At 73.1% G+C, this 14,855-nt stretch carries 11 protein-coding genes; 4 read left to right on the forward strand and 7 right to left on the reverse strand.

The genetic code is table 11. From position 1 onward, the window contains the following. Nucleotides 1-3 precede the first annotated feature (3 nt). A complete protein-coding gene (locus tag ACIBQZ_RS13035) occupies nucleotides 4-522 on the forward strand; it encodes a hypothetical protein (RefSeq protein WP_396088788.1) in 519 nt (172 codons plus the stop codon). 79 nt (nucleotides 523-601) lie between these two features. On the opposite strand, the gene ACIBQZ_RS13040 is transcribed toward ACIBQZ_RS13035, so the two are convergent. After that, the gene (locus ACIBQZ_RS13040) at nucleotides 602-1,882 is read right to left on the reverse strand and encodes a cellulose binding domain-containing protein (protein WP_396088789.1); all 1,281 of its coding nucleotides are present in this window, start codon (nucleotides 1,880-1,882) and stop codon (nucleotides 602-604) included. A 26-nt stretch (nucleotides 1,883-1,908) separates the two neighbouring features. After that, nucleotides 1,909-3,246 carry a PHB depolymerase family esterase gene (locus ACIBQZ_RS13045; RefSeq protein ID WP_396088790.1) on the reverse strand — a complete coding sequence of 446 codons (1,338 nt, stop codon included), beginning with the start codon at nucleotides 3,244-3,246 and terminating at the stop codon, nucleotides 1,909-1,911. Between the two features lie 278 nt (nucleotides 3,247-3,524). On the opposite strand from ACIBQZ_RS13045, the gene ACIBQZ_RS13050 reads away from it, so the two are divergent. Then, entirely contained in the window at nucleotides 3,525-4,472 is a 948-nt protein-coding gene (locus ACIBQZ_RS13050; RefSeq protein ID WP_396088791.1) for a PaaX family transcriptional regulator C-terminal domain-containing protein, read from the forward strand. A gap of 25 nt (nucleotides 4,473-4,497) precedes the next feature. Here ACIBQZ_RS13050 and ACIBQZ_RS13055 read toward each other — a convergent pair whose 3' ends face one another. From ACIBQZ_RS13055 to ACIBQZ_RS13075, 5 genes are all read right to left on the reverse strand, one after another. Continuing rightward, entirely contained in the window at nucleotides 4,498-6,123 is a 1,626-nt protein-coding gene (locus tag ACIBQZ_RS13055) for a glycoside hydrolase family 27 protein (protein ID WP_396088792.1), read from the reverse strand. A gap of 17 nt (nucleotides 6,124-6,140) precedes the next feature. After that, complete coding sequence (locus tag ACIBQZ_RS13060; RefSeq protein ID WP_396088793.1) at nucleotides 6,141-7,508, reverse strand: glycoside hydrolase family 43 protein; 1,368 nt, start codon at nucleotides 7,506-7,508, stop codon at nucleotides 6,141-6,143. Between the two features lie 89 nt (nucleotides 7,509-7,597). After that, on the reverse strand, nucleotides 7,598-7,825 hold the full coding sequence (locus tag ACIBQZ_RS13065; protein ID WP_396088794.1) for a hypothetical protein: 228 nt from the start codon (nucleotides 7,823-7,825) through the stop codon (nucleotides 7,598-7,600). Nucleotides 7,826-7,984: 159 nt separating this feature from the next. Further along, nucleotides 7,985-8,626, reverse strand: coding sequence for a response regulator (locus tag ACIBQZ_RS13070; protein ID WP_396088795.1), 642 nt, complete (start codon nucleotides 8,624-8,626; stop codon nucleotides 7,985-7,987). Continuing rightward, complete coding sequence (locus tag ACIBQZ_RS13075) at nucleotides 8,614-9,867, reverse strand: sensor histidine kinase (RefSeq protein WP_396088796.1); 1,254 nt, start codon at nucleotides 9,865-9,867, stop codon at nucleotides 8,614-8,616. The genes ACIBQZ_RS13070 and ACIBQZ_RS13075 overlap by 13 nt, the downstream gene beginning before the upstream one ends. A gap of 168 nt (nucleotides 9,868-10,035) precedes the next feature. On the opposite strand from ACIBQZ_RS13075, the gene ACIBQZ_RS13080 reads away from it, so the two are divergent. Then, a complete protein-coding gene (locus ACIBQZ_RS13080; RefSeq protein ID WP_396088797.1) occupies nucleotides 10,036-11,280 on the forward strand; it encodes an alpha/beta hydrolase family protein in 1,245 nt (414 codons plus the stop codon). A gap of 220 nt (nucleotides 11,281-11,500) precedes the next feature. After that, nucleotides 11,501-14,836, forward strand: a complete 3,336-nt coding sequence (locus tag ACIBQZ_RS13085; RefSeq protein WP_396088798.1) for a TIR domain-containing protein — start codon at nucleotides 11,501-11,503, stop codon at nucleotides 14,834-14,836. Nucleotides 14,837-14,855: the final 19 nt, after the last annotated feature.

The following is a 14,855-nucleotide window of genomic DNA, read 5'->3' on the forward strand; positions in this document are numbered from 1 at the left end:
GGCATGCCCAGGCACGCCGCCGGCGACGCCGTCGCCCGGCCGGGAAACGGGCCGGACACCGTCCTCAGCTGGATCCGCCTGCTGCACCGCGGCACAGCGGACGGCGCGGTGTGGGGTGCGCTGACTCCCGAGCTGCGGCTCGCCGTGTCCCAGCTCTACCTCGTGTCGGTGCGCAGCGGCAACGACGACGCGCGCGCCGCGCGGCTGGCCGCGGTGGAGCCGGCCGATGCCGACTTTCCGGCGATGCTGCACCGGCAGTGTCAGGCCTGGCGCAAGACCTACCTGCCGCTGGCCCGGGGAGCCGACCCGGCGGCTGCGGTCGTGGTCGGCAGCGACATGGAAATGGTCACCCTCACCGCACGACCCGTACGGCCCGGGCACGGTGCGGGGCCGCCTGCGGTGTACCGCTTCCTGGTGCGGCACTGGTGGGGCGACGTAACCATCGCGGCGCTCGGGTCCCGGCTCACGGTGCCCGGGTGGCCCCCGGTGCAATGGTCGATACCCCATTTGCCGCACAACTGAGTGCGCATCTTTCGCGGCCGAGGTGGACGGCGCGCCGTGGCGCCGCCGTCCACCCCGGTAGGTACCGCGAGCGTGCCGGTCAGGCGGTGGTGCAGGTGGAGCCGTTGAGGGCGTACCCGGTCGGGGGTCCGCTGTTGCCGGTGTGGGTGGCCTGGAAGCCGAAGCTGACCGACGCGCCGGGCGCCAGGCTCGCGTTGTAGCTGACGTTGGTCGCCGTGACCCGTCCCGATGCCGGGGCGTAGGTGGCGTTCCAGCCGCCGGTGATGGTCTGGCCCGAGGGCAGGGTGAAGGCGAGCGTCCAGCCGTTCAGGCCGGCGCTGCCGGTGTTCGTGACGGTGATGTTCGCGGTCAGGCCGGTGTTCCAGGCGTTGACGGCCGCGGTGGCGCGGCAGGTCGCCGAACCGCCCGGCGGCGGGGTGCTCGGTGCGGGAGTCGTCGGGCCGGGTGTCGGGGTCGACGGCGGCGTGGTGCTGCCGAACTGGGTGAAGAACTGCCACACCTCGGCGGAGACCCAGGACGTCGAGGCGTTGCGGTCGGTCGGCAGCGGGACGTGGTCACCGTCGTGCGCGGCCCACTGGACCGGATATCCGGCCCGGCATCCCGCGTACGCCGTGGTGATGTGGGTGCCGCTGCCCTGCGCCGGCTCCGGTGGGTTCTGCGCCGTGCAGCCGTTGGCGCGGACGAAGGTGTCCCGGATGGACCGGCCCGCCGAGATGTTCAGGACGCTGTCGCGGATGCCGTGGATCCCGAAGTAGGCGACCGGCTGGGTGCCCGGGGAGCAGCCGCTGAGGTTCGCCCCGGCGATCGGGGCGACCGCCCGGAACACGGTGGGCCGGGCGCAGGCCAGGGCGTAGCTCATCGCGCCGCCGTAGCTGAAGCCCAGCGCGAAGCGCTGCGAGGTGTCGACGCAGAGGTCGTTCTCCACCACCCGCAGGATGTCGTCGACCAGGGTGACGTCGCGGCCGCCGGTGTTGGCCCAGCCCGCGTCGAGGCCCTGGGGCGCCACGAAGATGGCGCTGTCGGCGGCGCGCTGCTGCAGGCCGTAGAAGCCGTTGCCGACCACGTCGTTGGCGCTGCCGTTGAGCCAGTGCAGCCCGACGACGAGCCGGTAGGACCGGCTGCTGGTGTAGTTGCCGGGCAGCCGCAGGATGTAGGAGCGGGACTGCCCGCCACTCTGGATGGTGTAGGTGCCGTCGCGCAGGGTCGGTGTTTTGCCGCAGCCTGCGGTCGCGGCCAGGGCGGTGGCCGGCTCGGCCGACGCGGTGCCGCCGGTCAGGCCGACCGCTCCCGCGACGATCGTCATCGCCGCGGCGGCGACGGCCGCCGCCAGGCGCCGGCGTAGCCAGGTTTTTCTCGCCATCGAAGATCTTCTCCTTGTACGTCGGTTCAGGCTGGGACCGTGCAGGGCGTGCCGTTGAGGCTGAACGAGGCCGGCCCGGCGGCGTTGCCGGTGTGCGTGGCCTGGAAGCCGACGCTGACCGAGGCGTTGGGGGCGATGACGGCGTTGTAGCCGACGTTGCGCGCTGTCACCTGGCCTGCGGCGGGGGAGTAGGTGGCGTTCCAGCCGGAGGTGATGGTCTGGCCGCCGGCCAGCGTGAAGGTCAGCGACCAGCCGTTGACGGCGGTGGCACCGGTGTTGGTGATGGTGATGGCCGCGGTCAGGCCGGTGTTCCAGGCGTTGATCGTGGCGGCGACCCGGCACGTCCCGCCCGCGGGCGGGCTCGACGGCGGCGTCGACGGCGGGGTCGAGGGCGGGGTCGACGGTGGTGTGGTCGGCGGGGTGGACGGAGGTGCGGCGGTGAGGCCGAAGAACGCGATGGCGGAGGCCGCCATTCCGCTGCCGGGCAGGCTGTGCCCGGCGCCCTGGATGCTGTACGCCTCGACCTGGACGGTGCCCGTCGCGTCGGCGTAGCGGCGGCGGTTCCAGTTCGCCTGCGGGGTGTCGCTGGACGAGGGCGACTGGCTCAGCCCGAACACGTTGGTCCACTGCTCGATCGACTCCTGCAGCAGCGAGTACGGCACGAGCGTGTCGTTGGTGCCGTGCCACAGCTGCACCCGGGGACGAGCGCCGGTGTAGCCCGGCGAAGCCTGGCGGACCGCGTCGCCCCACTGCTGCGGCGTGCGGTTCATGCTGCCGCCGGTGCACTGGCCGCCGGGCGGGTAGTCCGCCGCGTTGGCGAAGCAGTTGAACGGCACACCCATGAAGGCGGCGCCGGCCTTGAACAGGTCGGGGTAGAGGGCGAGCATGTGCTGGGTCATCATGCCGCCGGACGAGCTGCCCGTGGCGTACACCCGGTTCTGGTCGCCGCCGTACTGGCGGCCGGCGTAGGCCACCATCGAGGCGATCGAGACCGGGTCGCTGCCGCCGTTGCGCTGCTTGGCCGCCGCCGACCAGGTGTCGAAGCACCGGCCGAAGCCGGCCTCCTGCATCGCGGACGGGTAGATCACGATGAACCCGTACCGGTCGGCCAGCGCGGCGAACTCGCTGCCCGAGTAGAAGCCGGGGCCGGAACCCCCGCAGCCGTGCATGGCCACCACGATCGGCGGAGCGGCCGGGCGCGCGTCGGGGACGTAGATGTGCATGCGCATCCCGCCCGGGTTGCTGCCGAAGTTCGTCACCTCGGTCAGCGCGGCCGCGAAGGCGGGCCGGGCCGCCGGCAGGGCGAGACCGACCAGGCTCAGCGAGACGGCCACGGCCAGCAGCAGAGTATTTCTGATCTTCATGCTTGTCACTCCTGGGGAAGGGGGAACCGGCGCGCGGGCGCGGCCCACGATGCGACGGCGGGGGATGGCGGCCCGGCTTCCCACAGGTCACCCGGCGCACCACGGCGCCGGGACGGATGCGGGGCTGCCCTTGGTCCCGCATCCGGCGTCGGTCGTATAACACTTAGCGTGCACCTGGGAATCGAAACTGTCAATCGACAAATATCGATCAAAGCGCATCGTGGCCCGCCGCTACAGTCGGCTCTGACCGCACCCCGGAGAACCCGCTGGAGCACCGCGTGACGAGCCCGTACGACATCGAGGAGATCTTCCCGGACGACGCCCCGGAAGCGGTGCGGCTGCCCCGCCGGCAGGCGGGGAACTCCCCGCAGGGCCTGGCGGTGACCCTGCTGGCCGACTACACCCTGCGCACCCGGGCCTGGCTCCCGTCGGCGGCCGTCGTCGCCCTGCTCACCGAGGCCGGGGTGAGCCCGGCCGGGGCCCGGACCGCGATCAGCCGGCTCGCCCGTCGCGGCGTGCTGGAGGGCCGCCGGCAGGGGCGGCGGAGCTCCTACCGGCTCACCCCGGCCGCCGCCGGGTTCCTCTCCCTCGGCGGCAGCGCGATCGTCTCGCCCGTCGAGGCCGAGCCGTGGGACGAGCACTGGACGGTGATCGCCTTCTCGGTGCCGCGCGACCGGGCGGCGCAGCGGCGCGGGCTCCGCGCGCAGCTGCGCTGGATGGGCTTCGCCCCGCTGTACGACGGTCTCTGGGTCTCCCCGCGCGACGTCACCGAGAAAGCCCGGGAGCAGCTCGTCCCGTTCGGCGCCACCATGACCGTCTTCCGCAGCCGGCACGTCGGCCCCGGTGCCGGCCGGTCGCCCCTGGACGCCTGGGACACCGCGGCCATCGCCCGCCGGTACGAGGCTTTCATGGTGACCTGGGGACCGGTGCCTCCCCGTGTCCACGCCGGGGAGATCACCGGTCCCGAGGCCGTCCGCGCCCGGACCGAGGTGATGGACACCTATCGGCGCCTGCCCATCCTCGACCCGGGGTTGCCCCGCCGGCTGCTGCCGGCCGGGTGGTTGCGTGAGCCCGCTCGTGACCTGTTCACCGCCATCTACGACGGGCTCGCCACGAGCGCCCAGGAGCACGTACGCGCCGTCGCGGCCGCCTGCACCGACGACCCGCCGCCCGGGATCGGGGCGCACACCGTCGCCGAGCTGGCCGCGGGCCTGCCGGTGCCGTAGCGCGGGCGCGCGGAGCCGTCCGGGGTCATCGCCGGGTCCACCGCTGGTTCGCCGCTCCGGTGCAGGTCCAGAGCAGGACGGTGGTGCCGTTGGCGGTGCCGTTGTTGTTGACGTCCAGGCACAGCCCGGAGGAACGGCTGACGACCGTGCCGCCGGCTTCGAGGGTCCACTGCTGGTTGGTGCCACCGTTGCAGTCCCAGATCTGCGCCTTCGCCCCGGCGGTGGCGTTCAGCGGGGCGTCGAGGCACTTGCCGAGCGCCTGCAGGGTCTGGCCGGAGGCGGTCCACTGCTGATTGGCGGCGCCGTTGCAGTCCCAGATCACCGGCTGGGTGCCGTTGCTGGTGCTGCTCTGCGGCACGTCCAGGCAGCGGCCGGAGGAGGCGCTGACCAGGGCGCCGCCGGTCGGCTGCGGCGGGTCGGTCGTGCCGCCGCCGCTCACCCGGAACACGGCCGTGCCGTGCGCCGGGACACTGGCCGAGATCGCGCCGGTGGTGCTGGACGTGCCGCCGGTCCACGCGTCGACGAGCGTGAAGGAGCTGCCGGTCTTGCCGATCGCGGCGGCCGTGGTGGCGATGGTGGCGGTGGTGCCGGCCTGGTTGAACAGCGCGACCGCCACGTCGCCGTTGGCCAGCCGCTTGGCCAGCACCCGCCGGCTCGCGTCCCCGGACACCTGCTGCGCCTGCAGGCCCAGGGCATCCTGGTTGATCGCGATGAGCCGCGGGTTGAGCAGGATCGTCGAGGTCGCCGACGCCATCGCGCGGAGGTCGTTGCCGGCGATCAGCGGCGAGGCCAGCACGGCCCACATCGCGAAGTGCGAGCGCATCTCGGTGTCGGTCATCCCGCCCCGGCCGACCTCCATCATGTCCGGGTCGTTGAAACCGCCGGGCCGGGCGTACGCCGCCAGCGGCACGGTCACGTCGACGATGTTCTGGATGCCCATCGGGTAGCCGTTGGCCTGCCCGGTGTTCCACGCGTTGGTGATGTCCTCCGTGGTGCGCCACATGTTGGCCACGTCGCCCCAGTTGCGGCGCGGCCCGGTCTTGTCGTGGATGCTGTTGGAGTTGATGCTGTAGACGATCGGCCGGCCGGTGGCGGCCAGCGCGTCCCGCATCCGGGCGAAGGTCGTGACCTGGTCGTTGATCGTGCCGGTCGGCGAGCACCAGTCGTACTTGAGGAAGTCGACGCCCCAGGCGGCGAACTGCCGGGCGTCCTGGGTCTCGTGGCCCTGGCTGCCGGTCGCACCCGGGTAGGAGCCGAAGTACTGCGCACACGTCCGGTCCAGGGGCGCCTGGTAGATGCCGAACTTGAGCCCGCGGCCGTGCAGGTAGTCGCCGAGGGCCTTCATGCCGCTCGGGAAGCGGCCGGGGTCACCCTGCAGGTTGCCGGCGGAGTCGCGGTTGGGGTTCATCCAGCAGTCGTCGACGACCACGTACTGGTAGCCGGCGTCGCGCATGCCGCTGCTGACCATCGCGTCGGCCATCTGCCGGATCAGCGTCTCGTTGATGCTGCACCCGAAGGTGTTCCAGCTGTTCCACCCCATCGGGGGCGTGCGGGCCACGCCGTTGTCCAGCGCGAGCGCGGCGGGCGGTTGCACCACCACCAGGGCGGTGGCGGCGAGCAGCAGGGCGGCGGCCCAGCGGCGGAGTCTCATCGGGTGCTCCTTCTTGATCATCGTTGGAACTGCCACCAGTTGAGGTTGAACAGGTATCCGCTGCCGCCGGCGACGCGCAGGTAGAGGTCCTGGGTGCCGGTCGCGCCGGTGACCGGGCAGGAGACGGTCTGCCAGTTCTGCCAGCCGCCGGTGCCCGGCACGGTGCACCCGCCCACCCGGGTGCCGGTCGGGCTGCCGAGCCGCAGCTCGACGGTGCCGCCGGCGGTGGCCGAGGCGACCCGGGCGGTGAAGGCCGTCGCGCCGGCGCCGAAGGCGACCCCCTTGACCTTGATCCAGTCGCCGTTCTCGAGATAACCGACGTTGCGGCCGCCCTCGCTCGCGGGCTCGGTCTCGACGCCGGAGGAGAAGGCGATCGTCTCGGCCTCCTGCCGCACGTACGGGTCGAGCGAGCCGATCTGCGGTGCGCCCACAGTGGACATCGACAGCGCCGGGATGGTGCCGTCGGCGCGGTAGGTGAACTTCTCCACCGCGACGGACCGGGTGTAACCGCCGCCGCCCGGCAGCGCCCCGTTGTGGTAGAAGAAGTACGAGCCGCCGTTGAAGTCGATGACGCCGGGGTGGTTGGTGAAGCTCGTGCCCTGGCGGGGCATGACCGTGCCGCGGTAGGTCCACGGGCCGGTCGGTCCCGGCGCGGTGGAGTAGCCGATGAACTCCGAACAGCACTCGGCGGCGAACACGTTGTAGTACAGCCCGTTGCGCTTGTAGACCCACGGACCCTCCTCGTAGAGGGTCGGGCGGCTCGCGTTGCCCGTACGGGTGCCGAACCCCGCGGTGGTCAGCGGAATCCGCGTGACGCCGCCGGAGTACGACGTCATGTCGGCGTTGAGCCGCACGTACGAGAGGTTGGGGTTGCCCCAGTACAGGTAGGCCTGGCCGTCGTCGTCGATGAACACGGTCGGGTCGATCTCGTTGTTGCCGACCAGCGGCCGGCCCAGCGCGTCGCGGAACGGCCCGGTGGGCGAGTCGGCGACGGCGACGCCGATGACCATCTGCCCGTTCGAGCGCTGTCGGACCGGCACGTACCAGTAGAAGCGGTTGTTGCGGGCGACCACCTGCCCGGCCCAGGCGTTCGCGTCCGCCCAGGCGAAGGTCGCGAGGCTCAGCGGGCTGCCGTGGTCGGTCCAGTTGACCATGTCGGCCGACGAGAAGACCCGCCAGTCCCGCATGGTGAAGTAGGTCGAGCCGTCCTCGTCGTGTCCGGTGTAGAGGTAGACCCGGCCGTTGTGCACCAGGGGCGCCGGGTCGGCGGTGTAGATGTGCTGCACGATCGGGTTGTCCGCCCGCGCCGCGCCGGCGCTCGGCAGCAGCAGCACGGCCAGGATGAGGGCGGCCGCCCCGGCGATCACGCGTCGCGTCCGCGCCATTCGAACCTCCGCTGTTAGCGTTAACAATGAGCTGACAGGTATGCCTTTCCATCGACCATCGGCAATGTTGCCAGATTATTTCGGAGTCCTCAATACATTCCTTTTTCGGGCCGCGCCGCGGGAAAAAGTGTTATGCGGAAAGCCATCGCGAAGTCGACCACCTTTCCTTTCCGGAGCGGAATGGGAATTGCGGTCCCGCCGATCAAGCGATGCCTCGGCGTGCTGGCCTGCCCGCCGGCCGTGGCGGCCGCGGAGCCGCCGCCGACCGTGGGCAGCTGCTCCGACATGACCGTGCCGGAGGAGAACCAGGCCTCCATCCGGCTGCGGATCGACCAGCCGGACCAGCCGCTGCCGCGGGCCCGGCAGCGCGCCTGCGGGGTCGACCTCGGGGCTTCGAGTGCCAGGAGAAGCTGCTCGACGCCATCGCCGCGACCCGCGCCTCGCTCGGCGTCCGACCCGCCCGGCGGGGTCGTCCGTCAGGTGCCGAGGAACTTCAGCACGGCGAGGACCCGGCGGTGGTCGGTGTCGGCGGGTGGCAGGTCGAGCTTGCCGAGGATGCTGCTCACGTACTTCTCGACCGCGCTGTAGCTGACCTTCAGGGCGTCGCCGATGCCGCTGTTGGAGCGGCCCTCGGCCATGAGCCGCAGCACCTCCGACTCGCGCGGGGTGAGGCGGTCCAGGGGGTCGTCGCGCCGGCGGACCAGCAGCTGGGCGACGACCTCAGGGTCGAGGGCGGTGCCACCGGCGGCCACCCGGCGCAGCGCGTCGAGGAAGTCGGTGACGTGGGCGACGCGGTCCTTGAGCAGGTAGCCGACCCCGCTGGTGTGCACGGACAGCAGATCGGTGGCGTAGCGCTCCTCGACGTACTGGGACAGCACCAGGACGGCGACCTCCGGATGCTGGTGGCGGATGACCAGCGCGGCGCGGATGCCCTCGTCGGTGTGGGTGGGCGGCATCCGCACGTCGACCAGGGCCAGGTCGGGGCGGTGCTCGGCGACCGAGCGGAGCAGCTGCTCGGCGTCGGCCACGGCCGCGACGACCTCGAAGCCGCCGTCGGCGAGCAGCTTGGTCAGGCCCGCCCGGAGCAGCACCGAGTCCTCGGCGATCACGACCCGCACGGCAGCTCCACGGTGATCGTCGTCGGCCCGCCGGCCGGGCTGTGCAGGGTGAACGTGCCGTCGACCGAGGCGGCGCGCTGGGCGAGCCCCCGCAATCCGCTGCCGGCGCCGGCCGCCGCGCCGGTGGGGGAGCCCAGGGTGGCGCCGCCGCAGCCGTCGTCGGTGACGACGACGCGGAGCCGGTCGGCGACGCGGTCGACGGTGACCTCGGCATGGCCGGCCCGGGCGTGCCGGGCCACGTTGGTGAGGGCCTCGGAGACGACGAAGTAGGCGATGGCCTCGACGACCGGCGCGCAGCGCGACGCCACGGTGACGCGGAGCCGGACCGGCAGTGGCGCGCGGGCGGTGATGCCGGACAGGGCCGCGTCCAGGCCCCGGTCGTTGAGCACGGCCGGGTGCAGCCCGCGGACGAACTCGCGCAGCTCGGCGAGGGCCTGGGTGGCCTCGTCGTGGGCGGCCTCGATGGCCTGCCGGGCGGGTGCGGGTGTGTCGGTGAGGCCGGCGCGGGCCATGCCGAGGTTCATCGCGAGCGAGACCAGCCGCTGCTGGGCGCCGTCGTGCAGGTCACGCTCGATGCGGCGGCGTTCGGCGTCGGTGGCGGCGATGATGTCGGCCCGGCTGCGGGACAGCGACTCCACTTGCGCGGACAGCCGCTCGCGGTGGCTGGGACCGAGCAGAGCACGGGCCACGGCCGTGTCGACGCGGGCCACGCCCCGGGCCACCCACGGAGCCGCCAGCAGCGCGGCCGGCGCCGCCAGGGTGACGACCGGCCGCCCTCCGGCAGCCCACATCAACCCGGGTACGGCCGACCAGCAAGCTGCCACCAGGGCGGCCCCGACCGCGCCGATGAACAACGCCAGCATGTGGTAGGCCAGCTGCCGCCCCGTGCCCGCCGGAGCGAGCCGCCGGTCGTCGTGGCTCGGCGGTGGAATCTCCACGCCGAGCAGCGCCCGGAAGCGCCGGCGTTGCAGCGCGGTGAGCCTCGGCACGGTCAGCAGCAGCGGTAACGGGACCACCACGGCGAGCGCCACCAGCGCGGTGGTCAGCACCCAGCGGTCGTGGGGTGCGTAGAGCAGGCTCCAGGCCGCGGAGTAGCCGATGCCGACCGGCAGGCCGCAGGCGAGCGCGAAGGTCAGCACGCCGATCGGCAGCCCCACGAGCGCGTGGGCTGTGGCACGCCAGCTGCGCGCCGACCACCAGGCGCCCAGCACCGTGCGGAGCATCGCTTCTGCCGATTTCACAAGATCACCGTAGCCACCGCCCGCCCGGCCGCGCCATGAGGCAGTCCCTCCCCCGGGGGTGAGGAAAACCCCACCCCGGACCGGCTGCCGTCCCTACCGACAGCGCGGCCGGCTCCCGGCACCGTGGTCACCATCGATTCACCCGCCTGCACCTCGGAGGAACGCACCATGTCCCAGCGCCATCCGGCCGCCGCGCGGCCCCGACGACCTCGCCGATTGCTGCTCACGGCCGCCCTCCTGACCGCCGGCCTCGGACTGGTCGCCGCCGCCGCGCCCTCCTCCGCCCAGTCCACCCATCCGCACGGCCGACCGGCCGCCGGGGGGATCGTCCTGCCCGCACCGACCGGCCCCGAGCGCCTCGGCACCGTCTCGCTCCATCTCGTCGACACCGGGCGCACCGATCCGTGGGTGCCGTCCCACCCGGTCCGCGAGATCATGGTCCAGATCTGGTACCCGGCGCGGCACACCGGCGGCTACCCGGCGGCGCCGTGGCTGTCGCCGGGCGCGGTGCCGCACTTCGCGGAGGCTCTCGGTTTCCCCGCCGAGATGGTGCGCGCCACGACCACGCACGGCCGGGTGGGCGCCCCGGTGGCGCGCAAGCAGGGCGGCCACCCGGTGGTGCTCTACTCGCCCGGCCTCGGTGGTGACCGCGGCACCGGCACCGCGCTCGTCGAGGAACTGGCCAGCCACGGCTCCGTCGTCGTCACCATCGACCACACCCACGACGCCTCCGAGGTCGAGTTCCCCGGCGGGCGGGTCGAGGTCGCCACCATCCCGCCCGACCTCGACGAGCAGGTCATCGCCCAGGCCGTCGCGGTCCGCGCGGCCGACACCCGGTTCGTCCTCGACCAGCTGGCCGCCCTCAACGCCGGCCGCAACCCCGATGCCGGGAGCCGCCGGCTCCCCGACGGTCTGCGCGGTGCCCTCGACCTGAGCCGGATCGGCATGGTCGGTCACTCGCTGGGTGGCAGCACCGCCGCCGCCGTGATGCACGACGACCCGCGGATCAAGGCCGGCGTGAATCTGGACGGCACGCTCGTCGGCGCGGGCGCCGTCGCGGGCTCCGACCGGCCGTTCCTGCTGCTGAGCAGCGACCACGGCGCGGACCCCGAGGACCCCAGCTGGGACGCGTTCTGGGCGAATCAGCGGGGCTGGAAACGCGAGCTGAGCCTGCGCGGCTCGACCCATGCGTCGTACAACGACAGTGTGGTGTTCTACCCGCAGGCCGCCGCGGCGCTCGGTCTCAGCCCCGAGCAGGTGGCCGAGCAGATCGGCACCCTCGACCCGCAACGGTCCCTGGCGATCCAGCGCACCTACCTGCGGGCCTTCCTCGACCAGCACCTGCGGCACCGGGACGGCCGGCTGCTCCGCGCCCCGCATCCGCGGTATCCGGAGATCACGTTCGTCCGGTAGCGGCGGCCTCGGCATGGTGCGGGCCGGGCATCCACGGGGGAAGATGCCCGGCCCGTATAGATGAAAGCACATGGCGGTGCGGTGCCGCCACGCGGCCTCCGCCGGGGCCCGCGGCGCACCGCAGGCCCCGTCGCGGCCGGGCCGCGCAAGCCGCTTTACCGGCAGGCCAGGGACGTGGAGAATCGGGCCCCGCCGCTTACGCCGACTTACGGGGACAGTCATGCCGTTCGATGGGTTCATCTCGTACAGCCATGCCGCCGACGGGCGGCTCGCACCCGCTGTCCAGCGTGGTCTGCACCGGTTGGCGAAGCCGTGGCACCGGCGCCGCGCGCTGTGGATCTTCCGGGACCAGACCGGGCTGGCCGTGACGCCCGCGCTCTGGCGGTCCATTCAGGAGGCGCTGGACGGCTCGAAGTTCTTCGTGCTGCTCGCGTCTCCCGAGGCGGCGAGCTCACAGTGGGTGAACCGGGAGATCGAGCACTGGGTGGCGACGAAGTCACCGGACCGCATCCTTCCGGTGGTGACCGACGGCGAGTGGCGGTGGGATCCCGAAGCCCAGGACTTCACCGCCGAGTCCACCGCGGTGCCGGCCGCGCTGCGCGGGGTGTTCGCCGAGGAACCGCTGTTCCTGGACCTGCGCTGGGCCCGCAAGGATCTGCACCTGAGCCTGCAGCACGCCCGGTTCCGCGACGCCGTCGCGCAGCTCGCCGCGCCGATGCACGGGGTGAGCAAGGACGAACTGGAGGGTGAGGACATCCGCCACCACCGGCGGGCCCGGCGGTTGTCGGCCGTCGCGGTGGCGACGCTGGTGCTGCTGACCCTGGTCGCCTCGCTGACCGGCGTCGTCGCCACGCGCAACGCCGCCCGGGCCAACACCGCGGCGGCGGAGGCCCGGTTGCAGCAGCGGATGGCCTCGGAGCAGCGCGGCACCGCCGAACGGGCCACCGAGGAGTCGCAGCGGCAGCAGGAGAACGCCCGGGCGCAGGAGGCCCGGGCGGAGGACGCCAAGGCCGAGACCCAGCGGCAGGCGGAGCTCGCCCGGGAACAGCAGGCGCTGGCCGAGGACGCCGCCGCGGAGGCGCGGCGGGAGCAGGCGAACGCGCAGCGCTACCAGGCCGCCGCCGACCGGCAGAAGGCCAACGCCGAACGCCAGCAGGCGGCGGCGAAGGGCGCGTCGGAGGAGGCCGCGCGGCAGAAGGCCAACGCCGAGCAGCAGCTGGCGAACGCCCGGCGGCAGCAGCAGCTGGCGAACGAGGCGACCGCGCGGGCCAAGGCGCAGGAGAAGCTCGCCAAGCAGTACAGCGAGCAGGCCCGCAAGGCCGACCAGGAGCGGCGGAAGCAGGAGCAGCTGGCCCGGGAGGCGGCCGAGGACGCCCGTCAGCAGCGCGCCGAGATGGAGCGGCAGCAGCGCATCGTGGCCGGCCGGCGGCTGATGTCCCGGGCCCGCGCGATGATCACGGACGACCCGCGGATGGCCCTCATGCTCGGCGCGGCCGCGCAGCGTCTGCACGCCGACGCGCAGGGCCGCGACCAGCTCAGCCACCTCGTCATGGCGACGACCTACGCCGGCGCGTTCGGCGACGCGATCTCGGTCGCGTCCGTCGCCGGGCAGGTGGTCGCCGCCGCCGGCGCCGACGGGACGGTGGCGCTGTGGAACACGGCGGACCCGGCGAAACCGGTCCGGCTCGCGCCGCTGCCGGTCGGCGGGACGGCGGAGAAGACGCTGGCCGCCGGCCCGGACGGGCGGACCCTGGCCGTCCTCGACGGGGGCGCGGCCGCGGTGCTGTGGGACATGACCGATCCGGCCCATCCGGTGCGGAAGGCGCTGCTGCCCGACGCCGCCGCCATCGTGGCGGTGGCGTTCAGCCGGGACGGGCACACCGTCGCCACCAGCAACCGCGACAGGAACACCATTCTCTGGGATGTGACCGGCGCGGCCCCGGTGGTGATCGCCACGCTGCCGGCATACCGCTTCACGTTCAGTCCGGACGGGCGCACCGGGGTGGGCAGCGGCGACGGGACCTACGTCTGGGACCTGACCGATCCGGCCCATCCGGTGCGGGGCGCCGTGCTCAAGCTCGGTTTCGGCGACAACAAGGTCGACGCCGCCGTCGAGTACAACCCGACGCTGCCCATGGTGGCCGTCGAGGGAGTCGACGGGTACGTCTGGCTCTGGGACCTGACCGACCCGGCCGCGCCGCTCCAGGGGTGGTCACAGCCGGTGGGGAACGGCAGGACCGACTTCAGCTCGATGACGTTCAGCCCGGACGGGCAGTCGCTGGTGCTGGGCGACTCGGACGGCACCGCGACGGTGTGGGCCGTCGAGCTCGACGGGCTGGCCTGGATGCCGACCAACCTGGCCGTCCTGACCAGCCGCGGCGGCCCCGTGCGGTCGATGGCGTTCAGCCGCGACGGGCGGACCCTGACCACCGCCGGCTACCGTCGCACGGCGACGATCTGGCACCCCCGGGGCTGGTACGCCCGGGGCCCGGTGGCCGGGCTGCCCGGGCCGTACCCCGGCCGGATCGTGGGCCTGGAGTTCACGCCGGACGGCCGTTCGCTGATCGCCGGCGGGCGGGAGGGCACGGCCGTGCCGTGGGACCTGGCCGATCCGGCCGTACCGGCCCGGCGTGACCTCCTGCCGATGCAGAGCGGCCGGACCGACTCGATCACCCTCAGCCGCGACGGCCGCACCCTGGCCGCCGCGGGCGCGGACAAGGTGGTGACGCTGCTCGACCTGACCCGCCCGGGCGCTCCCGCGCTGCTGTCCACCATCAAGGACGGCGGCGGCGCCCTCTCCTCGATCACCTTCAGCCCGGACGGGCACACCCTGGCCATCGGCCACATCGACGGCAGGCTGTCGCTGTGGAACGTGACCGATCGGCAGCAGCCCCAGCCACTCACCACGCTGCCCCTCCGGTCGCTGCTGACCACCGCCGCGTTCAGCCCGGACGGGCGCACGCTGGCCGTCGGTGAGGGCTACAACGTGTCGTTGTGGGACCTGGCGAACCTCGCCGCGCCGGAGCGCCTCACCTCGATCGTGCTGAAGGACTTCACCGGGTTCAACGTCTCCATGTTCGCGTTCAGCCCGGACGGGCGCACCCTGGCGGCCGCGACCGACAACGACGGGACGGCCCTGCTGTGGGACGTCGCCGATCCCGCCCAGCCCAGCCAACTGGCCACCCTGACCGGCCACAGCAACGAGATGATGTTCATCGGCTTCACCCCGGACGGGCACACGCTGGCCACCGTCAGCCTGGACAACGCGGTGCTGCTCTGGGACGTCGCCGATGCCACCACCCCGGTCCGGTTCGCCACCATGAAGACCCCCGAGCTGCAGAGCTATCACGGGGCGCTGAGCCCGGACGGGCGCCTGCTGGCGGCCGGCGGCAAGATCGGCGACCCGAACCAGACCCTCACGCTCTGGGACACCACCGTCCCGGCGGACCTCGCCGCCGACCCCGTCCGGCCCGCCTGCACGATCAGCGGCCGCGGCCTCAACACCGACGAATGGAGCCGCTACGTTCCCGAGCTGCCCTACCGGGCGACCTGCTGACGGCCCGGTCCCGGCCGTC

This window comes from Actinoplanes sp. NPDC049599 (assembly GCF_044465625.1).
Classification (GTDB): Bacteria; Actinomycetota; Actinomycetes; order Mycobacteriales; family Micromonosporaceae; genus Actinoplanes.